General features: G+C 58.2%; 18 protein-coding genes. 10 read left to right on the top strand and 8 right to left on the bottom strand.

The window, feature by feature from the left end; all coding sequences use genetic code 11:
• The first annotated feature begins 459 nt into the window (after positions 1-459).
• From H6F75_RS22605 to H6F75_RS22585, 5 genes are all read left to right on the top strand, one after another.
• Positions 460-2,430: a long-chain fatty acid--CoA ligase gene (locus tag H6F75_RS22605; RefSeq protein ID WP_190754739.1), complete on the top strand. Its 1,971-nt coding sequence runs from the start codon at positions 460-462 to the stop codon at positions 2,428-2,430.
• A gap of 113 nt (positions 2,431-2,543) precedes the next feature.
• Positions 2,544-2,993, top strand: a complete 450-nt coding sequence (locus tag H6F75_RS22600; protein ID WP_190754737.1) for a YlqD family protein — start codon at positions 2,544-2,546, stop codon at positions 2,991-2,993.
• A 136-nt stretch (positions 2,994-3,129) separates the two neighbouring features.
• Positions 3,130-4,449, top strand: a complete 1,320-nt coding sequence (locus H6F75_RS22595) for a dihydrolipoamide acetyltransferase family protein (RefSeq protein WP_190754735.1) — start codon at positions 3,130-3,132, stop codon at positions 4,447-4,449.
• A gap of 2 nt (positions 4,450-4,451) precedes the next feature.
• The gene (locus H6F75_RS22590) at positions 4,452-5,900 is read left to right on the top strand and encodes an amidase (RefSeq protein WP_190754733.1); all 1,449 of its coding nucleotides are present in this window, start codon (positions 4,452-4,454) and stop codon (positions 5,898-5,900) included.
• A 285-nt stretch (positions 5,901-6,185) separates the two neighbouring features.
• The gene (locus H6F75_RS22585; RefSeq protein WP_190754731.1) at positions 6,186-8,111 is read left to right on the top strand and encodes an SLC13 family permease; all 1,926 of its coding nucleotides are present in this window, start codon (positions 6,186-6,188) and stop codon (positions 8,109-8,111) included.
• Positions 8,112-8,212: 101 nt separating this feature from the next.
• On the opposite strand, the gene H6F75_RS22580 is transcribed toward H6F75_RS22585, so the two are convergent.
• Both H6F75_RS22580 and H6F75_RS22575 read right to left on the bottom strand, forming a co-directional pair.
• The gene (locus H6F75_RS22580; protein ID WP_073606617.1) at positions 8,213-8,758 is read right to left on the bottom strand and encodes a late competence development ComFB family protein; all 546 of its coding nucleotides are present in this window, start codon (positions 8,756-8,758) and stop codon (positions 8,213-8,215) included.
• Between the two features lie 161 nt (positions 8,759-8,919).
• A complete protein-coding gene (locus tag H6F75_RS22575) occupies positions 8,920-9,132 on the bottom strand; it encodes an RNA-binding protein hfq (protein ID WP_073606618.1) in 213 nt (70 codons plus the stop codon).
• A 278-nt stretch (positions 9,133-9,410) separates the two neighbouring features.
• Here H6F75_RS22575 and dapF point away from each other — a divergent pair, with 278 nt between their 5' ends.
• Positions 9,411-10,259, top strand: a complete 849-nt coding sequence (gene dapF / locus H6F75_RS22570) for a diaminopimelate epimerase (protein ID WP_190754729.1) — start codon at positions 9,411-9,413, stop codon at positions 10,257-10,259.
• A gap of 48 nt (positions 10,260-10,307) precedes the next feature.
• Here the strand turns inward: dapF and H6F75_RS22565 are convergent, their stop codons facing one another.
• The 4 genes from H6F75_RS22565 to H6F75_RS22550 all read right to left on the bottom strand — a co-directional run bounded on the left by H6F75_RS22565 (position 10,308) and on the right by H6F75_RS22550 (position 15,979).
• A complete protein-coding gene (locus H6F75_RS22565) occupies positions 10,308-10,970 on the bottom strand; it encodes an HAD family hydrolase (RefSeq protein ID WP_190754727.1) in 663 nt (220 codons plus the stop codon).
• A gap of 92 nt (positions 10,971-11,062) precedes the next feature.
• Positions 11,063-14,005, bottom strand: a complete 2,943-nt coding sequence (gene gcvP / locus H6F75_RS22560; RefSeq protein ID WP_190754725.1) for an aminomethyl-transferring glycine dehydrogenase — start codon at positions 14,003-14,005, stop codon at positions 11,063-11,065.
• A 143-nt stretch (positions 14,006-14,148) separates the two neighbouring features.
• Positions 14,149-15,051, bottom strand: coding sequence for an alpha/beta hydrolase (locus tag H6F75_RS22555; protein WP_190754723.1), 903 nt, complete (start codon positions 15,049-15,051; stop codon positions 14,149-14,151).
• A 79-nt stretch (positions 15,052-15,130) separates the two neighbouring features.
• Positions 15,131-15,979, bottom strand: a complete 849-nt coding sequence (locus H6F75_RS22550; RefSeq protein ID WP_242020290.1) for a retropepsin-like aspartic protease — start codon at positions 15,977-15,979, stop codon at positions 15,131-15,133.
• A gap of 212 nt (positions 15,980-16,191) precedes the next feature.
• Between H6F75_RS22550 and carA the strand changes: the two genes are divergently transcribed.
• The 3 genes from carA (at position 16,192) to H6F75_RS22535 (ending at position 18,478) form a co-directional block, all read left to right on the top strand.
• Positions 16,192-17,355, top strand: a complete 1,164-nt coding sequence (gene carA, locus H6F75_RS22545) for a glutamine-hydrolyzing carbamoyl-phosphate synthase small subunit (protein ID WP_190754721.1) — start codon at positions 16,192-16,194, stop codon at positions 17,353-17,355.
• A gap of 219 nt (positions 17,356-17,574) precedes the next feature.
• Entirely contained in the window at positions 17,575-17,952 is a 378-nt protein-coding gene (locus H6F75_RS28585; RefSeq protein WP_073606624.1) for an STAS domain-containing protein, read from the top strand.
• Between the two features lie 34 nt (positions 17,953-17,986).
• Positions 17,987-18,478 carry a ribonuclease III domain-containing protein gene (locus tag H6F75_RS22535; protein ID WP_190754715.1) on the top strand — a complete coding sequence of 164 codons (492 nt, stop codon included), beginning with the start codon at positions 17,987-17,989 and terminating at the stop codon, positions 18,476-18,478.
• A 12-nt stretch (positions 18,479-18,490) separates the two neighbouring features.
• Here the strand turns inward: H6F75_RS22535 and recQ are convergent, their stop codons facing one another.
• Positions 18,491-20,707, bottom strand: a complete 2,217-nt coding sequence (recQ, locus tag H6F75_RS22530) for a DNA helicase RecQ (RefSeq protein ID WP_190754713.1) — start codon at positions 20,705-20,707, stop codon at positions 18,491-18,493.
• 78 nt (positions 20,708-20,785) lie between these two features.
• A complete protein-coding gene (locus H6F75_RS22525) occupies positions 20,786-21,166 on the bottom strand; it encodes a tetratricopeptide repeat protein (protein WP_190754710.1) in 381 nt (126 codons plus the stop codon).
• A 444-nt stretch (positions 21,167-21,610) separates the two neighbouring features.
• Here H6F75_RS22525 and H6F75_RS22520 point away from each other — a divergent pair, with 444 nt between their 5' ends.
• On the top strand, positions 21,611-21,967 hold the full coding sequence (locus H6F75_RS22520) for a hypothetical protein (RefSeq protein ID WP_190754708.1): 357 nt from the start codon (positions 21,611-21,613) through the stop codon (positions 21,965-21,967).
• Position 21,968 lies beyond the last annotated feature (1 nt).

Below are 21,968 nucleotides of genomic sequence, written 5' to 3'. Positions count from 1 at the left end.
TAGTTTGGAGAAACTGCCAGCAGGCTTTGACCCGCTGCCCAAGATCGCGGCGGGGTGGCTTGATGCTACAGCGTTTGAGCTGCCCCAGCAGCTGGGCTAAGGCAGCGTCTCCCTCGGCTAGCTGGGCGGCTAAGCAATGGGGTTTGTTTTGGCAAGAGGTGCATAACATGAGGTGTTGAGTCACGCTGGACTCGAATACAGAACTTGGCGGGACGGCGTCAGCGGTGGTTGGGCCGCCTAAACCCTAACTATCTATATTTTGCGCCGCTAAAAATAAAAGCGGTTTGCAATTAGCTGAATCCAGTTTGAAGGTTTGCGATCGCACCTCTCTCCCCAGTCCAACTTCCAGCCAGTTCAATTTCTGGAAGGGGTAATGTTAAGGCCCATCAGCTTTAGGGCTAGCCTTGAGTCAGGCTGCGGTAGGATTACCGCAAGCTTTCTGAACTCTTGGTGGCCGCTATGCCCGGATCTACAACTGCATTGCAAGCGGTGCGACAGCGCGATCGCGCCTGCCTAGAAGCCCATAACCCCTACGAGCGGCTTCAGGCCCTGCACGAAATTTGGCCGATTGCGGCGGAGAAATACGGCGATACGGTGGCTCTCAACGACCCCCACTACAAGCCCGCCGCCACCCTCACCTACCGTCAACTGGCTGAGGCTATTCGCACCTTTGCCATCGGGTTGCAGGCCCTGGGGGTCGAAAATCGCGCCCATGTGGCCCTGTTTGCCGACAACAGCCACCGCTGGTTCATTGCCGACCAGGGCATTATGACCGCTGGCGGCATGAACGCCGTGCGCAGCGCCACCGCTGAAACCGAAGAGCTCGCCTACATTGCTGAGCACAGCGAGAGCACCGTGCTAGTGGTCGAGACCCTGGCGCTGCTGAAGCGACTGCGCGATCGCATCGAAACCCTGCCCATTTCCCTGGTGATTTTGCTGTCGGACGAAGAGCCGTCCGCGGACGATCGCCTCAAGCTGCTCAACTTTGGTCAGTTGATGGCCCTAGGGGGCGATCGCCCCTACACCCCGGTCGCCATTAAGCCCGAAGATCTGGCCACGCTGATCTATACCTCCGGCACTACCGGCCAGCCCAAGGGGGTGATGCTCAGCCATCGCAACCTGCTCCATCAGATCAACACTCTGGAGGCGGTGGTGCAGCCTCAACCGGGCGATCGCGTGGTGGGCATTTTGCCTTCCTGGCACAGCTTTGAGCGCACCGCCGAATACTTTTTGCTGTCGCGGGGCTGCACCCAAACCTACAGCAGCATTCGCCACCTTAAGGCCGACCTCAAGGCCACCAAACCCCAGTACATGGTCGGTGTGCCCCGCCTGTGGGAGTCGATTTACGAAGGGGCGCAAAAGCAGTTTCGCGAACAAACCCCCGGCAAGCAAAAGCTGATCTTCACCTTTTTTGGCCTGAGCCAGCGCTACGTCGAAAACCTCTGGCGCTACCAGGATATGAAAATTGACGAGCCTGACCTGCCGTCTCTCAAGCGATTGGGGTCGGGGGTGGCGGCCCTGGCCCTGTGGCCCCTGCATCAGCTGGGCAAAAAGCTGGTTTACGGCAAAGTCAGTGAAGCCACTGGGGGACAGGTCAAGCAGCTGATCAGCGGCGGCGGCTCGTTGGCCCGGCACATCGATATTTTCTTTGAAATTATTGGCGTACAGCTGATCGTAGGCTACGGCCTGACCGAAACCGCTCCCGTCCTCTCGGCCCGCAGGCCTTGGCGGAATTTGCGGGGGGCAGCAGGGCAGCCCATCCCCTTTACCGAAATCAAGGTGGTAGATCCTGAAACCCGCCAAGATCTGCCCCAAGGCGGCCAGGGACTGGTACTGGCGCGGGGGCCACAGATTATGGAGGGCTACTACCGCAACCCCGAGGCCACCCAGAAGGCGATCGACTCCGAGGGTTGGTTTGACACCGGTGACCTGGGCTGGATTAGCCGCGACGGCAATGTAGTGCTTACCGGACGAGCTAAAGACACCATCGTGCTGACCAACGGTGAAAACATTGAGCCGCAACCTATCGAAGACGCCTGCATTCGCAGCAAGTACATCGACCAGATTATGCTGGTGGGTCAAGATCAGCGATCGCTCGGTGCCTTGATCGTGCCTAATCTAGAGGCTTTGCAGGCCTGGGCAGCCACTCACTCTCTGTTTGTGGCGGTACCGGGCGACGATGCCCCAGCCCCCGCTGACTGCACCGTGATTACCCTCGACGACGAGCGGGTACAGAAGCTGTTTCGCGATGAGCTGGGCCGCGAAGTGAAAGATCGCCCTGGCTATCGTCCCGACGATCGCGTTGGCCCCTTTCGCCTAATCCTCGAACCCTTTTCCGTTGACAACGGCCTGCTGACCCAAACCTTAAAAGTCCGCCGTCCCGTGGTTACGGCACGGTATCGCGATATGATTGACGCGATGTTTGTCTAGCTGCGGTGGTGTAAAGACTTCACCAACCTGCGGCTGTGCCACGCAGAATAGTCCGGCCATGCCTGCTAGTGGTCGTAGTCCGTATTGGTAATTTCTTTATTGCGTCAAAGATTATGGATGAGAATCAAACGCTGCTGCTCAAGCGGGTGGTCAACATTAAAGCCATTGTGACCCCACTGTGGAAAGAAGAAGCCCAAAAGCAGCTGCAAGCTCAAATTAACCAGGTTGACGGTCGCCTGCAACAGCTTGAAATGCAGGGCCAGCGCATGGTAGCCGAACTGCAAAAACAGGCCGAAGGGCAGCCCGCCAGCGGCGCCATTCAGCAGCAGATGGGCAACATTCAAAACCAGCTCAACCAAGATAAGAGCAAACTGCTCCAGCAAAAAAACCAGAGTCTGCAACAGCTTCAGGAAGTGCAGACCCTCGCGGTAGATGCTGAAGTGGAGCAAGGGAAGGTCGAGAGCTTCTTTAATGTGTCGGTGGGTGACAACTTGGTGCGCAAGCTCCAGGTTGAAATTCTGATCAAGGACGGCATCATTCAAGAGATTCGCGGCGAGCTGTAGTTTAAGAGCGTTTTAGCGTTGGCACCTGCGTGGGTTTGAACGTTTAAACGCTCGAACGGTTCAGCCTTGGGGATAGAATAAATCCTTGGCATCTCTACTGCCCTGTCGTCTTAGCCCTGTTTCGGAAGCCACCTCCATGATTCGCGAAGTTTTCATGCCCGCCCTCAGCTCAACCATGACCGAAGGCAAGATTGTGTCTTGGGTGAAAGCCCCCGGCGACCGGGTAGAGAAGGGCGAAACGGTGGTGATTGTTGAGTCTGACAAGGCCGACATGGATGTGGAGTCCTTCCACGAGGGGATTTTGGCTGCCATTGTGGTGGAAGCGGGCGGCACGGCCCCGGTAGGTGAGGCGATCGCCCTGTTGGCCGAAACCGAATCTGAAGTTGAGGCCGCTAAACAACAGGCCGCTGCCAAAGCCGGTACCGCCGGGGGTGAGTCCAGCCCCAATCCGGAAGCCGCTGCCCCGGTGGCCGTGGTCGAAGCTCCGGCCCCGGCCACCCAAAACGGGGCCTCCTCCGGCAACCGTAGCGGCAGAGTGGTCATTTCTCCCCGCGCCCGCAAGCTGGCCAAAGACCTCAAGGTAGACCTCACCACTCTCCAGGGCAGCGGCCCCCACGGTCGCATTGTGGCCCAAGATGTGGAGCTGGCGGCGGGCAAAAATCCTACTGTTACCGGGCCGGTGGCAACGCCCCTGGCAGCGGTAGTGCCACCCGTGTCTGCTGCCCCTGTGGTTCCCGCTGCTGCTGCTGCCCCAGCCGCTCCGGCCCCCAGCGCCGCCCCCCTGGGACAGGTTGTGCCCTTCAATACCCTTCAGCAAGCCGTTATTCGCAACATGGTGGCTAGCCTGGCAGTACCCACTTACCACGTGGGCTACACCATCACCACCGACAGTTTGGATGCGCTCTACAAGCAAATCAAGTCTAAGGGAGTGACCATGACGGCGCTGCTGGCCAAGGCCGTAGCCGTCACCCTGCAAAAGCACCCATTACTCAATGCGGGCTTTACCGACCAGGGCGTCCAATACCACTCAGGCATCAATATTGCCGTAGCGGTGGCAATGGAAGGGGGCGGGCTGATTACCCCAGTGCTGAAGAATGCCGACCAGTACGATATCTATTCGCTGTCGCGCACCTGGGCCGATCTGGTGGCGCGATCGCGCTCCAAGCAGCTCCAGCCCGACGAGTACACCTCTGGCACCTTTACCCTGTCGAACCTGGGCATGTTTGGAGTCGATCGCTTCGACGCGATTTTGCCACCGGGGCAGGGGTCGATTTTGGCGATCGGGGCCTCTCGCCCCACGGTGGTCGCTACCCCTGACGGCATGATGGGCGTCAAGCGTCAGATGCAGGTCAATATTACCTGCGACCACCGCATCATCTATGGAGCCGATGCCGCCGCTTTTCTCAAGGATCTGGCCAACGTGATTGAAAACAATCCCCAGTCCTTAACCCTGTAGCTATGAATTCAGTCGATCTTGCCTTCTTGCCCGCCCTCGAACAAGCTCGGCTGATTCGCAACAAAGACATTTCGCCCCTGGAGCTAGCGGAAATTTATCTAGAGCGCATCGAGCGGCTCAACCCGTCTCTGGGGGCCTACGTGACGGTGATGGCAGAGCAGGCCCTGGCCGATGCTAGGGCTAAAACCGAGCACTTGGTCAGCAACCCTGAGAATTTGCCGCCGTTGTTTGGGGTGACAGTCTCAGTCAAAGATCTGAACCCGGTGGCGGGGGTAGCCTGCGCCTATGGGCTCAAGGCCGCCTGCAATCTCATCGCCCCTGAAGACGACTACATCGTCGGCAAGCTGCGCCAGGCGGGGATGATTATTTTGGGCAAAACCGCCACATCCCAGCTTGGTTCGCTGCCCTATACTGAGCCACCGGGCTTTCCGCCTGCCCGCAACCCGTGGAATTTGAACTACACACCGGGGGGCTCCAGCGGCGGGGCGGCGGCGGCCTTGGCGGCGGGACTGTGCGCAATTTCCCAAGGCTCGGATGGCGGCGGTTCGCTGCGTGGCCCGGCCTTTTGCTGCGGTCTCGTAGGCATGAAGGCCTCTCGGGGGCGAATTAGCTTTTCACCCGTGGGGGAGCGGCTCAACGGGCTGGCCGTCAACGGCCCCCTGGGGCGTACTGTGGCTGACACAGCCGCTCTGTTAGATATGCTGAGCGGCTATGAAGTGGGCGATCCCTACTGGCTGCCCGATCCAGAGCCCTCATTCTTGGCTGGGCTGGATGCGCCGCCCAAGCCGTTGCGGATTGGTTATGCTACCCGTCTTGACCCCATTGGCGAGGTTGACCCCATCTGCCGCCAGGCGATCTACGAAACTGTGCAGCAGGTCGAAGATCTGGGCCACAGAGCCGAAGAGGTGATCTTTCCCAACCTGGAAGACTTAATCGAGCCCTTTGTAGTGGTGTGGCAATCGGTGCTGACCGAGGTGGGCGTGCCCTGGGTGGTGATGGAGAAGATGAATCGCTGGCTCTACTGGCGGGCCTGGCGGATCAACAGCGGTGCCTACCTGCGATCGGTAGCCAAGCTCCAGCAGGTGGCTCGCCGGATTGTGAAATTTTGTCAGCCCTACGACGTGCTGATTTTGCCGGTGTATACGCACCCCACTATCAAAGTTGGCGAGTGGAAGGGGCTGCGATCGCCCAAAGTGCTCGAAAATGTCATCAACTGGGTGGCCCCTTGTCCACCCTTCAACGCCAGTGGCCAGCCCGCCCTGGCAATTCCCAGAGGCTTTGCCCCCAACGGCTTACCGATTGGCGTGCAGCTGGTGGGTCGCCCTGCCGACGAAGCCACCTTACTGACCCTGGCGGCGCAGCTTGAACAGGTTAGCCCCTGGAGTCACCAGCGGCCTACGTTTGCCACAATTGGCGACACCGAACCCAGAGATGCCGCCCCGATCGCGTAGAAGCAAGGTTTTGTGGTCGCTGTTGTTGCGATCGCTGCCTGGGACTAACGCCAAGCCAGGTTAATTCGCAGTGCTCTCGCTGTTAAGATGAATGGAGTGAGAACCTATTTCAATTCAAAATGAATTTCACGACAATTGTCCTCGTTTGAGATGGTTGCTCGGCAACTCCCTTTGCAGCGGCCATCGACTCAATTCGCCGATAGAGCGGCTAGCAGTTTCAGCGATCGAGCTGGCGCTGTAGCTGCATTTTTCCCTGTTTGGGTAGTATCCTCGGTTGGTTTTTTTATGGAATACGATCCCCTTCAGGACAGGCAGCGATACGATACGTTTTTGGTTGAAAAAACAGTTTACAAAGGTGTCTTTGTCGCTGCTTTGGTCATTGGATTGGCCATCGCTGTGGGGGGTGCTTTTGAACTAAAGCTGGTGTCGCTGCCGGAGCAGCTAACTTGGGGAGGCTGGTTAACGATTGGAGTGACGCTGGGCGCTTTTTTGCTCAATGCTCTGACCACCCTGCCAGCTGATGCTATTTTTTTGGCGGCCCTAGCCATCTTGTTGCTGACTGGGGTGCTCGATACGGCCACCGCCCTGGCTGGGTTTAGCAACCCCGGCATGATGACCGTAGGGGTGCTGTACGTCGTTGTGGCTGGGCTACAGCAGACTGGCGGGTTAGATATTATTTCGCGCGCGGTGTTGGGACTGCCTAAGGGGCAGACCACAGCGCTACTGCGGCTCATTCTGCCGGTGCTGGGTATGAGCGCCTTTCTCAACAACACGCCGGTTGTGGCGATGTTTATCCCGGTGGTCAGCGACTGGTGCCGCAAACTGCGCATCAGCCCTTCTAAGCTCATGATTCCGCTCAGCTACGCGGCCATTATGGGGGGCATGTGCACACTTATCGGTACCAGTACCAACCTGGTGGTCAACGGGCTGCTGGTGTCTGAAACCGACTACCCCGGCCTCAAGCTATTTGATCTAGTGCCGGTGGGGGTGCCCTGTGCGATCGCCGGTACCCTCATGCTAGTTTTAGCCCAGCGCTGGCTGCTGCCCCAGCGCAAACCCGCCATTACTGACACCGACGACCCACGAGAGTACACCGTCGAAATGGTGGTCGAAAACCACAGCCCCCTGGCGGGTAAAACCGTTGAACAGGCTGGGCTGCGCCATCTGCCAGGGCTGTACCTGACCGAAATTCAGCGAGGGGGGCGGCTGCTGACCGCTATTGGCCCCCAAGAGATGCTGCAAGAGCAAGATCAGCTGGTGTTTGTGGGCATGGTCGACTCGATTGTCGACCTCAATCAGATTCGAGGCTTACAGCCCGCCACCGACCAGGTATTTAAGCTCGATACCCCTCGTACCGAGCGCACTCTGGTAGAAGCGGTGGTGTCGAACACCTGTCCGCTGGTGGGCATTACCATTCGCCAAGGCAAGTTTCGCAGCCGCTATGGGGCGGTGGTGCTGGCGGTGGGTCGCAATGGTGAGCGCTTGTCGGGCAAAATTGGCGATATTCGGCTTCAGACCGGTGATACTTTGCTGTTGGAAGCCAATCCGTCGTTCTTGGAGGAGCGCCGGGCTTCCCGCGATTTTTACCTGGTCAGCGAGGTGCCCAACTCTGACCCGCTGCGCCACGATCGCGCCCCCATAGCCCTGGCGATTTTAGTACTCATGGTGGCCCTGGCCACCTTCGGTTGGATGGACATGCTCAATGCTGCTACCCTAGCGGCCCTACTGATTGTGGTCACCGGCTGCTGCTCGTTTCAGCAGGGCTTTCGCACCATCGACTGGTCGGTGGTGGTGGTGGTGGCGGCCGCCCTGGGTTTGGGCAAGGCGCTGGAGGTCACCGGTGCTGCCGCCGTGCTAGCGAGTGGGGTGCTGGGCCTGGCTGGCGACAACCCCTGGGTAGCCCTAGCCATTGTTTACGGCGTGACTACCGTCCTCACCGAGGTGATTACTAACAACGCGGCAGCGGCGGTGGTGTTTCCCATTGCGCTGTCGCTGTCGCAGAGTTTGGGGGTGAGCTTCATTCCCTTTGTGGTAGCTCTGATGATTGCCGCTTCGGCTAGCTTTAGCACCCCGATTGGCTACCAGACCAACCTCATGGTCTACGGCCCTGGTGGCTATAAGTTCACCGATTTCCTGCGGGTGGGCATTCCCTTTAACCTGGCCTTTTGGCTACTCACGGTGCTAATTGCTCCGCGGGTCTACCCCTTCTAGCCTTTAAAAATAAACTAGGGCCGCGATCGCACCAAGCTGGCTAGATCTGGCCCTGGTAAAAAAAGGGGACTAAAGCTGGGATTACTACCCTGGAAAACTTGCTACGCTTTGGGTGCCGGCTCAAACTTGTGAGCGTGGTCTTGCAGCAGCGAGCTGACTTGACTGAGCACGTTGTCGCCAGTTTTCTTCTGGATGATCTGGCGCTCGGGGTAGAAGTCGGGCTTGTCGAGGTTGCGGGAGATGGCCTGCTGCACCTGGTCGGCAATTAGGGCAGACAGCTCACCGCGAGCACTTTCCCGCTGAAAGTTAGCGCCTTCTTCAGTGGTGGCGTAGAGGGGCGGCAGCCTGTTGAGGGCGTAGGCGGCAATATCGCCTAAATCAAGGGTTTTGTCAGAGGTAGACTCGATCTCGGCCACCCGCGAAATCGCCTCGGTCAGCACCAGTTCTTCCATCACGTTGATGAACTGTTTGCGGGGCACGGCTACGACTTCGCCGGTCAGCAGGGCTCCCATCAGGCGATCGAGCGCCATATATTCTTCAATCGAAAGCTCAGCAGCGGTGTCGCAAATGCGACCTACTTCGGCCTCCATAGCGGGGGTAAGGTAGCCGTCTTGTAGGGCTTGTTCAACAATTTTTTCGATAGTCATTTGGCCAAAAGCTCCATGAAACTGGCGGATTAACGGCTTTTACTGGAAATTAGGGGACCGGAATATCAATAGGGGTAGGCATCCACCTGGGTTTAGTTTGCCCCAATCAATTCGGCAGACCACAGGAACGTGTGAAGACTGCTTGGGGGCACGGCGACGAATTAAGAATATTTTAGGAAGCCAATGGCCTGCTTCCAGATTTGGTGTTTGCTCTGGTCCTCGGTTTGTATGCAGATGCATTGGGGGTCTTGCCATACGACCCGACCCGTAATAACGTCGCCGGTGATGAGCTTGACCTCAATCGGGGCATGATCGCGAATTAGATTTTGAACCTGGCGCACGCTCGGCAACCCGGTGGCAAATTCTTGAGACATGGTGCTAGGCCACTGAACTTATGCTGGTCTTACGGTACCCCGTTTAGCAGGGCTAGGTGACAAGGGGAGGGAATTTGTTAAGGAAGGTGAGGCGATGAGAAAGGTGAGGGAGATGAGGAGTTGGGGAAGGTGATGGGAAGATCGAGGCTGCCTCGATCTCAATACAGGCTATTTCAAATTCAATTTTTCTATCCCCTTACCTCCCTTATCTCCCCTACCTCCCTCATCTCCCCACTTTGGCCGATAATTAAGTCTCACTCATTCAGCGGCGGCGCGTTATGGAATTTAGCAAGTACCACGGCTTGGGCAACGACTTTGTTTTGGTGGATAACCGTCACCAGGTGGAGCCTGTGATTAGCCCGGAGATGGCGGTGCAGTGGTGCGATCGCCATTTTGGCATTGGCGCTGACGGGGTGATCTTCGCGCTGCCGGGGCAGGGGGGCACTGATTACACCATGCGCATTTATAACTCCGACGGCTCGGAGCCGGAGATGTGCGGTAACGGCATTCGTTGTATGGCCAAGTTCCTAGAGACCTTAGAAACCGCCGATGGCAAAGCCCCCCAGGCACCCCACACCTACCGGATTCACACCCTAGCGGGGTTGATTTCGCCCACTCTGCAACCCGATGGCCAGGTGACGGTCGATATGGGGCCGCCCTATCTGCTAGCGCGGGAGATTCCGACTACTCTGGCGGCGGCAGAGGAGAAGGTAGTGGGTGTACCGCTGACGGTAGCCGAGCAAACTTGGGATGTGACCTGCGTCAGTATGGGCAACCCCCACTGCATTACGTTTGTGGAGGACGTGGAGGCGATCGCGCTGGAAAGCCTTGGTCCTCAGTTCGAGCACCACAGCGTATTTCCCCAGCGGATCAATACTGAGTTCATTCAAGTAGTGCGGCCCGACTATCTGAAAATGCGGGTGTGGGAGCGAGGGGCAGGCATTACCCTGGCCTGTGGCACCGGAGCCTGCGCTTCGTTGGTGGCAGGGGTGCTGAACGGGTTGTGCGATTGGGCCGCCACGGTCGAACTTCCCGGTGGCCCCCTCTACATCGAGTGGTCAGCCACCGACAATCGGGTCTATATGACTGGCCCTGCTGAGTTGGCCTTTAGGGGCACTAGAGCTTAGGACGCTGGTTGGTCGGTTGAGAGAAGTGGGTAGGTGACCTAGAGACTCCTACCCATTCACGGGTCGCTTGACTAAGATGCCGTGCAGCCCAGCGGCTTTGGCCCCTTCAAAATCCTCGGTTTTGCTGTCACCGACGTGCCAGGCTTGGCTGGCGTCGCAGCGGTGCTTTTGCAGAGCGGTGGCAAAAATGAGTGGGTCGGGCTTGGCGGCCCCGGCCTCAGACGAAAGCGTAACTGAGCTGAAATAAGGGGCTAGGTTGAGTTCTTCGAGCACTTGATATAGCCGGGTGTCGAAGTTTGAGATTACCCCCAGGGTGATGCCGCGCCGCCGCCAGCGATCGAGAGCCGGGGGCACGTCGGGGTAGAGTTCCCATGGGGCGGCGGTGGCAAAGTGGGCGTAGAGGTCGGCGAAAAAACTGTCGAAGTCCACGAAGCGATCGAGCACCCCGGCACTGCTAAAAGTCTGCTGGGCAACCACCCGCCACCAGCGATACTCCTGCTCGGGTACTGTGGCTGGGTCGCTGCCGGGGAAAGCCATTTCTGGGGCAGCTTTAAAGGCCCGGAAAAACGCCTGATTTAAGACTGCAGGGTCGACCTCAATGCCGTGGTGCTGGGCTAGGTCGGCGTAGACTGCGCCAACGCTGCCCGCCACCCCAAACAGTGTGCCAACCGCATCTAAAAAAATCACCCGAGGTTGCGGAGAATTAGCCATTACGTTGAACGTCTAGCAACTGAACAGCTTTAGCTTAAAGGCAAAGCTGCGGCTTGCAGCGAATTTGAAGAATTTCCAGGGCGAGAAACCCCCTAGGCTTCGCTGTAGGCATCCATGCCGATGCAGGAGCAAATCAGGTTGCGATCGCCGTAGGCCTGGTCGATGCGGTTCACTGCTGGCCAAAACTTGGCGCTGCGGGTGAACGGTGTCGGAAACACCGCCTGCTCTCGGCTATAGGGACGCTCCCAGTCAGACACCAGATCGATCGCCGTATGGGGCGCGTTTTTGAGCAGGTTGTTGTCACGATCGCTTTCCCCATTCTCAATGGCGCGAATTTCGTCGCGAATGGCGATCATCGCGTCGCAGAAGCGATCGAGCTCTGCCTTTGCTTCACTTTCGGTGGGCTCGACCATTAGCGTGCCCGCCACCGGCCACGACATCGTCGGTGGGTGGAAGCCATAGTCGATCAGCCGTTTGGCCACATCTTCTACCCCAATATCCGCCGACTTTTTAAAGGGCCGCAGGTCGAGAATGCATTCGTGGGCTACCCGCCCGTTCTGCCCGGTGTAGAGAATGTTGTAGTGCCCCGCCAATCTTTGGGCAATGTAGTTGGCATTGAGAATGGCAATTTCTGTGGCCCGTGTCAGCCCCGCACCGCCCATCATGGCAATGTACATCCACGAGATCGGCAGAATGCTGGCGCTGCCCCAAGGGGCTGACGTCACCGCGCCAATGCCCTGATTACCGCCAACTCCGCTCGTTAGGCTGTGTCCCGGCAGGTAGGGTACCAGGTGGCTTTTTACCCCAATTGGGCCGACCCCTGGCCCGCCGCCGCCGTGGGGAATGCAGAAGGTTTTGTGCAGGTTGAGGTGGCAGACATCGGCTCCAAAGTCAGCGGGGCGGCAGAGACCAACCTGGGCATTCATATTGGCCCCATCCATATAAACTTGGCCACCGTGGGTGTGGATGATGGCGCAGATTTCGGCAATACCTGCCTCAAATACCCCGTGGGTAGAGGGATAGGTGACCATCAGGGCTGACAGATTCTCACCGTGCTTTTCGGCCTTGGTTTGTAGGTCGGTCACATCGATGTTGCCATCTTCATCACAGGCGACGGGGACGACCTTCATGCCGGCCATAACGGCGCTAGCGGGGTTGGTGCCGTGGGCCGACTGGGGAATCAGGCAGACGTTGCGATGGTGGTCGCCTCGCCGTTGGTGATACTCACGAATTACCAGCAGACCGGCATATTCGCCCTGGGCACCGGCGTTGGGCTGGAGCGAAACGCCGTCAAACCCAGTAATTTCGGCCAGCCAGGTTTCTAAGTTGGCAAACAACTGCCGGTAGCCTGCGGTTTGCTCCGCGGGTGCAAAGGGGTGAATTTGGCCAAATTCGGGCCAGGTGATCGGCACCATCTCGGCGGTGGCGTTGAGCTTCATGGTGCATGACCCCAGCGGAATCATTGCCGTCGCTAGGGAGAGATCCTTGTTTTGCAGGCGATAGAGGTAGCGCAGCATCTCCGTTTCGGAGTGGTAGCGGTTGAAGGTGGGGTGGGCGAGGTAGGGGGAGGTGCGCTGGAGGGAGTGGGGGAGTGGGGGCGTTAGGGGGTGAGGGAGTTTTGAATTTTGAATTTTGAATTTTGAATTGGGCTCGCCGGTAAAGACGGTGACGAGGTCTTGAAGATCAGCGTCGGTAACGGTTTCGTCGAGGGCGACGATCAGGGTTTGGGCATCGAGCACGCGCAGATTGATGCGGTGGTCGGCGGCGCGGTCGAGGATGGCGGCCTGGGCATCGCTCACTGTCACCTGTAACGTATCGAACACCGGCTCTTTGCCCAGCTCAAAGCCAGCTTCGGCGAGGGCGGCAGCGAGGGTCTGGGTTTGGAAGTGGATGTGGGAGGCGATCGCCCGCAGCCCCTCCGGCCCGTGATACACCGCGTACATGCTGGCCATAATTGCCAGCAGCACCTGGGCGGTGCAGATATTGCTGGTAGCGGCGTCGCGGCGAATGTGCTGTTCGCGGGTTTGCAGGGTGAGGCGCAGGGCGGGGTTGCCGTAGGTGTCCTTAGAGACGCCTACCAAGCGACCGGGCAGCTTGCGGGCAAAGCTGTTGCGAGTGGCAAAGAAGGCAGCGTGGGGGCCACCAAAGCCCAGGGGTACGCCAAAGCGCTGGGTGTTGCCGACCACAATGTCAGCGCCAAATTCACCAGGCGGACGCAGTAGGGTAAGGCTAAGCAGATCGGCGGCAACGGTGACCAGGGCATGGTTGGCGTGGGCCTGGGTCACAAAGTCTTCGTAATTGTAAATGGCCCCATTGGTGGCGGGATATTGCAGCAGCACCCCAAACACCGGAGTGTCGAAGCTGAAGGTTTGGTGGTCGCCCACGACGACCTCAATGCCCAGGGGTAATGCGCGGGTTTTGACCACATCAATGGTCTGCGGATGGCAGGCGGCGGAAACCCAGAAGGTTTTGGCGTTTTTCTGTTTACGGGCGTTAAAGGCCAGGGTCATGGCCTCGGCGGCGGCAGTGCCTTCGTCTAGCAGAGAGGCATTGGCAATTTCCATAGCGGTCAGATCGACCACCATGGTTTGGAAATTGAGCAGGGCCTCTAGCCGCCCCTGGGAAATTTCGGGCTGGTAGGGGGTGTACTGGGTGTACCAGCCGGGGTTCTCAAGCACATTGCGCTGAACCACCGCTGGGGTGAAGGTGTTGGCGTAGCCCAGACCTAGGTACGACCGCCACACTTGATTCTGATTGGCGAGGGTTTTGAGCTGGGCCAGAGCTGTGGCCTCGTCTGCTCCCTGGGGCAGCTTGAGAGCCTGGGGTAGCCAAATTGCCGCAGGCACGGTGGCGTCGATCAGCTCATTCAACGTGGCGTAGCCCAGAGCCGCGAGCATCGCCTCAGTGTCGTCATCGGTTGGTCCCAAATGGCGGGCTGCAAAAGGGCTGAGGGGGGCAGCAGGGGCGGTGCCATTGGTCCCTGAAGTGTCGGTGTCGGCATCAATGGTGCTGGTCTGGGGAAAAAGTTGCGTCATACCCGTTTGCGGATGGCTCCAGAATGGTTAGGGTTGCCTCGATCGCGCCCAGGATCTAAGCGCCTCTTCATTCATATCTTGAAACATTGGCGGTAAATTTGCTGGCCGTTGGCACCCTCAAGGGACAAATTCAAGCGGTTGGGTCAGGCTGTGGGGGCGAGTTGGGCGACAAAGGGGGCGATCGCCGCCGCCGTCTCTTGGGGCTTTTCTAGGTGGGGCACATGGCCGCAGTTGGGAATCCAGACCAGCTTGCTGTTAGGAATCGCGCGCTCAAATCGCTGCGCGTCCTTCGTCCCCAAAATTTTGTCCTGCTCCCCCCAGAGCACCAGGGTCGGGGAAGTGATTTCAGGAATTTTAGTGGTCAAAAAGTTGTAGCCGCCGCTTTTGGTGAAGGCAATCAGAGCCTCCTGCCAACTGGGGCACTGGAGATGTAGGGCGGCGCACAGTTCCGCATCGGTGGTGACGAAGGCTTTGTCGAAGTAGGCCTGACGGCTAATGCCGCGCCGCACCCTGGGGTTGCGCAAAAAGGCGGTGGCCCAGCTATCCAGCGGTGGCACCATCAAATTGCCCATGGCGGGGCCAGCGGCAAAGCCAGCGGCGTCGATCAGCACCAGACCCGCTACGGCCTCGGGATAGGTTAAGGCAAAGTCGATAGCGGCTGCTCCGCCCATGGAGGCCCCTACCAGCACCACCGGACGGCCAATCTGCTGCTGCCAAAAGCTGTGCAGGTGCAGCTTGATAGCTCCGGGGGAGAGATTGGGGCTGAGGGTGCGATCGCTAAACCCAAACCCCAGCAGATCAACGGCCCAGGCCTGGGGGTTCAGCAGCGGCAGCAGCCGGCGAAACTCAAGCAGCGAGCTGTCAAACCCAGGGATCAGCAGCAGAGGCGGCGTGCTGCCGCTATCTGTTCCTGCCACATAGGCCGTGGGAATAGCGACGTCAGCGAGCGGTGTGTTGATTGCCGCCACCTGTACTTGAGCCGCCATTGCGATCGAGGTGGGTTCACTTAGCCCCGCAGCGGCGGCGGGCAATACAGAGACAGCCATAGGTGAAGATAGTGCAAAACCTGCTGCCTATTCTCACGCATTCTTAGGCTCCGGGCCAGGCTACTCCAAAAATTTGTTCTCACTGGTGCAGGTTGATCTGGTGAGATCCAATAGCGATGCCATAGTCACCGTAGACGTCCTGTCCTAACAGGCCGTGGCTGCCGCCGATGGCGACTATTACCTGTTCGCGGCGGAGGCCACCCAATTCAACGGCATTCACATAGCCAACGGGCAGGCTCACCACGCTGCCGTCAGCGATTCTGGCCTGGATTGTGCCCACAACGATGACCCCCACCGCTTGGGCCATCTCGGCGGTAATTAAGGTGCCGGTAGCTCCGGTGTCAAACAGCATGGGGAAGGTCTGAGCGCCGCTGCTGCCCTGTAGGGTGACGGCCACAATGGGTGTGCCCCCCTGCCGCCCCTGAATCGGGATTTGGGCTGCCAACCCAGCCGGTAAAACCGGCTTGGGGGCAGGGGCAAGGGCTGCCGCTGACACGATAGAACCCGTGGCCCGGTTCTGAGCCGCCGTCAGGTGTTGCTTATATTCCTGGGCCTTGGTTTGGGCCTGGGCGTGGTTGGGGCTGCTGCTGGGTACCTGCTCCATCAGGCCGATCGCCTGCTGCCAGCGACTGGCGGCCAGCTGCCAATCAGCCTTAGACTGGGCCGACTGACCAATGGCGACAGCGCTAGTAGCCCGATTCACCGCCTCTCGAAAAGAATCTGGGGTCGGGGAGGGTGGCACCGGAGCCGACTCGGCAGCGATCGGTAAAACGACTGGCTCAGGGGCGATCGCCGCCTGAGAGGTTCCCATGGCCTCCTCGTGGGGAATGCCTGGCACTATCGTACTTGCCAACAGGTCGCAGCCCGCTAAACTCAGGGCTATCGTTGCCAGCACAAACCGATTAGCGATCGCCCAGGCTCTTTCCATAGCTGCTCCAGTCGCTCAAGTGCTTAGTCTCAAAACATAAGATGCCCCATTCACATCCTGTGACCGTCACGGTTGATCTGTGTTTGCACCAAAGCGGATCGAGAACCGCACCAGATTGGGCAGCTGGAGAACGATTTAGTCAGTGATGTAATAGCTGAAAGTTGGCCTTTGGCCTTAGGATAATAGCGATTCTTAGCGCTGAACAAATCGCCATGGTTTTCCCTGATGCCCCTCCCGCAGTGCTTGTATTGGCCGATGGCTCGGTGTTTCGAGGCTGGTCGTTTGGGGCACCGGGCACCGTGATGGGAGAGGTGGTCTTCAACACCGGCATGACGGGATATCAAGAAGTCATGACCGACCCCAGCTACTGTGGCCAGATTGTCACGTTTACCTACCCCGAGCTGGGCAATACCGGCGTTAACCCCGACGATGAGGAGTCGAGTCGGCCCCACATTAGGGGTGCGATCGCCCGCAACATCTGCGAAATTCCCAGCAATTGGCGCTCCACCCAGTCGCTGCCCAACTATCTCAAGACCCACAAGATTCCCGGCATTTTTGGCATCGATACCCGCGCCCTCACCCGCAAACTGCGCACGGCAGGGGCCATGAATGGGGCCATTTCTACCGCTGTGCTCGACCCCCAGGAGCTACTGCGCCAGCTGCAAGACGCGCCTTCGATGGCCGGCCTTAATCTGGTCGATCAGGTCACCACCGAGCAAATCTATGAGTGGACTGAGGTTACCGACGATGCCTGGGCCTTTGGCCCCACTGCTCCGACCCCAGGCGAAGGCGCTCCGCTAACCGTAGTTGCCGTTGATTTTGGCGTAAAGCGCAACATTCTGCGCCGCCTAGCTAGCTATGGCTGTCGGGTAATTGTGGTGCCTGCCAGCGCTACTCCAGAGCAAATTATGAGCTATCAGCCCGACGGTATCTTCCTGTCCAATGGCCCCGGCGACCCGGCGGCAGTGACCAAGGCCCCAGAGCTGGTGCAGGCGCTTTTGAACCACTCGCTGCCCACCTTCGGCATCTGCATGGGCCACCAGATCCTGGGGCTCTCGCTGGGGGCATCCACGTTTAAGCTGCGGTTTGGCCATCGCGGGTTAAACCAACCCTGCGGCTTAGAACGTCAGGTGGAGATCACCAGTCAAAATCACGGCTTTGCCCTCGACGCGGCCTCAATTCCTGAAGACACAGTTACAGTGACCCACCTCAACCTCAACGATCAGACCGTAGCCGGGCTCGCCCACAAAACTCTGCCCCTATTCTCAGTGCAATATCACCCTGAGGCCAGCCCTGGTCCCCACGATGCCGACTACCTCTTCGCCAAGTTTGTTGATTCCATGCGCACCCATCGCCAGCAACAGTTAGCCGTCTGATGGTAATGGGTGCCCACTTGAGGGGGTTCCCAATCAGGCTGGCAAAGTTTAGCCAAACCGCTATATGCTATCTGTCTACAGTGGGGCAGTAACCCTGACTCAAGTCAGACTCAGGTTATGAGCTTTGCGGTCCGTCGGTTGGGGTACGGTTTCACCCCTTGCGGTCAGCAGTATCCTGGCCTATATTTAACGTCGAATTGGAGCACGAGGAGGTTTCCCATCGCTGAATCTCTAACCCTGACTGTAAGCTTACGAGGCACCCGCGATGTCAGGGGAACCTATCAACTTTTTCGCCTCACGGGCTTGTTAGACGCTTTCTCAGAACCTGCTTTTCGCAAGGTAATGACCAAGTACGTCGAAGCGGGACCGAACAATATCATTTTGGATTTGGCAACTATCGACTTTGTCGATAGCTCTGGTCTTGGTGCCCTGGTGCAGCTGGTTAAAAAGGCGACCACCGAAGGTGGCACTGTGCAGGTGGTAACAAACCCTCGCGTTACCCAAACTGTGAAGCTGGTGCGGCTAGAGAAGTTTCTGTCGCTACAGCCCTCAGTGGAAGATGCGATCGCCCATCTCGAAAACCCGCCCAGTGAATAGCTCTAGGTCTCTATTGGCCTAGTCAGAGGTAGCTGTGGCAGACCTATCCCCCGAGCCTTCGGCCAGCCTGCTGTGGCTGCTGCAGTTTAGTGACCACAGTCCTGCTGGGTCCCTTACCCTAGAGCAGGTCAATGCCCTATCCCCCGTAGCCCTTGCCTACATTGGCGATGCGGTCTATGAACTATTTGTGCGGGGGAGTTTTTTGCTGCCCCCCAAACGTATTCAGGCCTTTCATCAGCAGGTCGTCAACCAGGTTCGAGCTGAGCAGCAGGCCCATCAGGTACAGCAGCTCTTGCCGCTGCTCACGGCGGCTGAACAAGACCTATTGCGCCGAGGACGCAATGCCTCATCTCGTGGTCCCCGACGGGTTGATAGCCAGATTTATCAGCAGTCCACCGCGTTTGAGGCTCTGATTGGTTATCTGTATTTAACCGATCAGAGCCGTCTCGCAGAGCTGCTCAGCACCCTAGAGCTGTCAGTTGCCCCCTCTAGCTCCCAGGCTTCCTCAGAGAACCCGCTTGTTTGAGAGTGGTTTGATCTATGGCTGTTGCTCCATCTGCCAGGCGGCGCGTACCAGGCGAATATCTTCGTAGCTAAAGGTGGGGCCAAGGCGATCGCGCATTTCCGTCAGCGACCCATGCTCCATTTCTGCCAGCACATCAACAATAGCCCGCTGGCGATCGGCGCTGACCAACTGATCGACATCCACCGTCTCACCCTGGCGAATCAGCTGTTCTAGATGACTGGCGACGGTGGTGGCTTTAAGACCACGCCGGGCGGCAACCTCCTCGACAGATAGTCCCTGGCGGTGAAGCTCCAGCGTTTGGCGGTGAGTATCGCCCACGGTTTGACGGCGTTCTCGGGCCGGCCGCAAGCGGCCCCGCGCGGCTCCGGGGTCGGACTCTAGCCCGTAGTCGGCGCAAAACTGACGAATGGCATCGGTAAACACCTCACCATATTGGACCAGTTTGCGGCTACCCACCCCCGAGACCTGGCCAAAGGCCTCCATGGTCTGAGGCCGAGTCTGGGCCATTTGCCGCAGGGCTGACTCTGGAAAGACGACGTAGGGGGGCACACTCTGCTGATCGGCTAGCTTTTTGCGCAGGGCTTTGAGCACCGTTAAAAGCTGGCCCACCTCAGGGGTATCCTCAAGCGTGGACGCTTCGGCAGGGCCAGGGGTAAAGTCCTTCGGTACTGCTACCTCTACAGAAATTTGCTTGCGCAAGACCTGCCAACTGGCAGCATTGAGTTTGAGCACCGGGTAGCCGTCGGTGGTTTCATCGACTAAGCGCTGGTGGAGGAGCGATCGCCCCAGCAACCGCCACTCCTCTACCGATCGATCCTTGCCAATACCGTGGGTTGAGAGCTGATCGTGGCGCAGATCCAGAATTTTCTGCTTCTTTGAACCGCGCAGCACGTCAATGATGTGGGCCATGCCAAACCGCTCCTGGCAGCGGGCCACACAGGAGAGAAACTTTTGCGCTTCAACAGTCCAGTCCTCTACTGGCGGCGGGTTAGTACAGTTATCGCACTGATGACACAGTCCATCTAAGTGTTCGCTTAGGGTTTCACCAAAATAGCTGAGCTGCACCCGGCGGCGACATACCGTGGTTTCGGCATAGTCCACCATTTGTCTAAGCTGTTGGCGAGCAATGCGCTGCTCGGCTTCATCGGGCTTTTGGCTAATCAAATAGTCCGCCGTGGCTACATCACCGTAGGCCAGGTACAGCGTGCAGTGAGCCGGTTCGCCGTCGCGCCCCGCCCGTCCGCTCTCTTGGTAATAGCCCTCAATGTTGCGGGGAATATCGTAGTGAATAACAAACCGCACGTCGGGCTTGTTAATACCCATACCGAAGGCCACCGTGGCCACCATCAGGCGCACATCGTCGCGAATAAACCGAGTCTGGTTCTCCCGTCGCACCTCGTCTGCTAGGCCGGCATGGTAGGGCAGCACCGACTCCCCATCCTCCCTGAGTCGCTGGGCCAGCTCATCGACCCGCTTGCGGCTAAGGCAGTAAATGATTCCAGACCCTTGGTGCTGTTTGACCTGCTGCCTCAGCTCCTGATAGCCGTCGCGGTTTTTGGGGCGCACCTCGTAAAACAGGTTGGGTCGGTTAAAGCTTGATACCTGCACCAGCGGGTCGCGCAGCCGCAGCTGCTGGGCAATATCGACCCGCACCCGCTCAGTTGCCGTGGCGGTCAGCCCCATCACGCCAATTTGGGGAAACTTCTCCCGCAGCACCGACATCTGCCGGTACTCGGGGCGAAAGTCATGCCCCCACTCCGACACGCAGTGGGCTTCATCGATGGCAAAGCCGCTCACCCCCACGGTCTGGATCAACTGCCCCAGCAGCCCAAAAAAGCCCGGACTCATCAACCGCTCGGGCGACACGTACAACAGCTTAATTTTGCCTGCCAGCAAGTCGGCTTCTCGCTGGCGAATGGTGGCGAAGTCGAGGGAACTGTTCAGGCAGGTGGCAGCCACGCCGTTATCGGTCAGGCTATCGACCTGGTCCTGCATCAGGGCAATCAGCGGCGAGATTACCACCATCACCCCTATCTTGAGCAGGGCAGGTAGCTGGTAGCACAACGACTTTCCGCCCCCAGTGGGCATGATTACCAGAGCATCCTGGTTCTTGAGCACCGCCTCAATTACCGATCGCTGCCCTGGGCGAAACTGGTCGTAGCCAAAATGATGTTTTAGGGCCGTTTCCAACGAAGGAAACGCCGCTGTGGGTGATGCAACCCCAACCATAGCCAACGCTCAGAGAATGATCTTCGTGCGTTCAAGTGTACTCTTTTGAGAGAATGAGATGGTCCTGGTAGGCCAAAATTAATCGGCTGCCTTAACTTGGGCATAGCTGGCGTAGGCCTCTTTGTAACGGCCCAGTCGATGCAAGGCGACACCTTGGTATAGCCACCCCTGGGGATGATCCGGGGCGATCGCCAAAATGCGCTCAGCTACGCCCAAAGCCTGCTGAGTCTGCCCCAAATGAATCAAGCACACCGCTTGATAAACCAGAGCCGCTACCTGGTCAGGAGCAAGAATGGCAGCCTCTTCAAAGCATCGCAGGGCGCGATCGTAGGCCCCAGCATCGGCTAGCCTTTCTCCCTCCCCGTACCACTGCTGAAAGACGCCATCCTGAGACGAGAATGGTGTTGCTACTTGGGAGCTTAGGATAGAAGGTATACCCTGGGCGGCAGTAGATTTCATAGTCAGTGGAGACACAGATACAGAACAACCACAGCATTCCCTACTCTCAGCGGCATAGCCCACTGTGAGAACCGATTTCCAGCCATAACCATAGCGACAACTGCGGGAACCTTTAACCCTGCAAATCGCCTCTGCCTGGTCACTCTAACGAGCATATCGGCCTGCCCAAGGAGAATTCTCTGGCTGTCGTATAAGTTTACGTCCCTGCTCAAAGGGCGATTCTCTCGCTAGGGTAATCGTAACTGCCCTAGCCAAAACCCTATCTCTACTCAGGTTTAGAACCACGGGCACACCGAGTTGGTTGGGCAACAGAGGTTAAGGAACATTGTTGCATGTAAAGCAATGTTACAAAAATGACGTCATAACAGTATGCTGGCTTGACAGCCTAGGGCAGCCCGCTTAAGGTGACTACATACCCGGGTCACACCTATTTAGAAAAGCGCTATGGAAGAGCAGAAAGCTACTAAGGTCACGCTGTATTTACCCCCCGACCTGCACCGTCAGTTAAAGATTCGCTCTGCTGTCGAGGGCGAAGCGATGTCTTCCATTGCTAAGCGCGCCATTGATTTTTACCTGGCCCACGGTGACATAGTTGCTGAGAGCCTAGAGTCTTCCTTCGGTCAGACCCATCGTATTCACAGCTGTCCGAGCTGTGCATCCCCTGTGGTGCTGCGTGAAGGTGAGCTGGTTGAGATTGCTAGCGTTGGCGCGGCTCAGGGTGGTTCTCTAGGTGATGCCATTGTGCCTGAGGTTGTTGCCAATCCCGGTTCCCGCGAGGAAGGAGAGCTGGTTGTTTGCTAGG

Origin of the sequence: Nodosilinea sp. FACHB-131, from assembly GCF_014695395.1 — a bacterium.
In the GTDB taxonomy this organism is placed as follows: Bacteria; Cyanobacteriota; Cyanobacteriia; order Phormidesmidales; family Phormidesmidaceae; genus Nodosilinea.
This window is presented reverse-complemented; position numbering and strand designations above follow the sequence as displayed.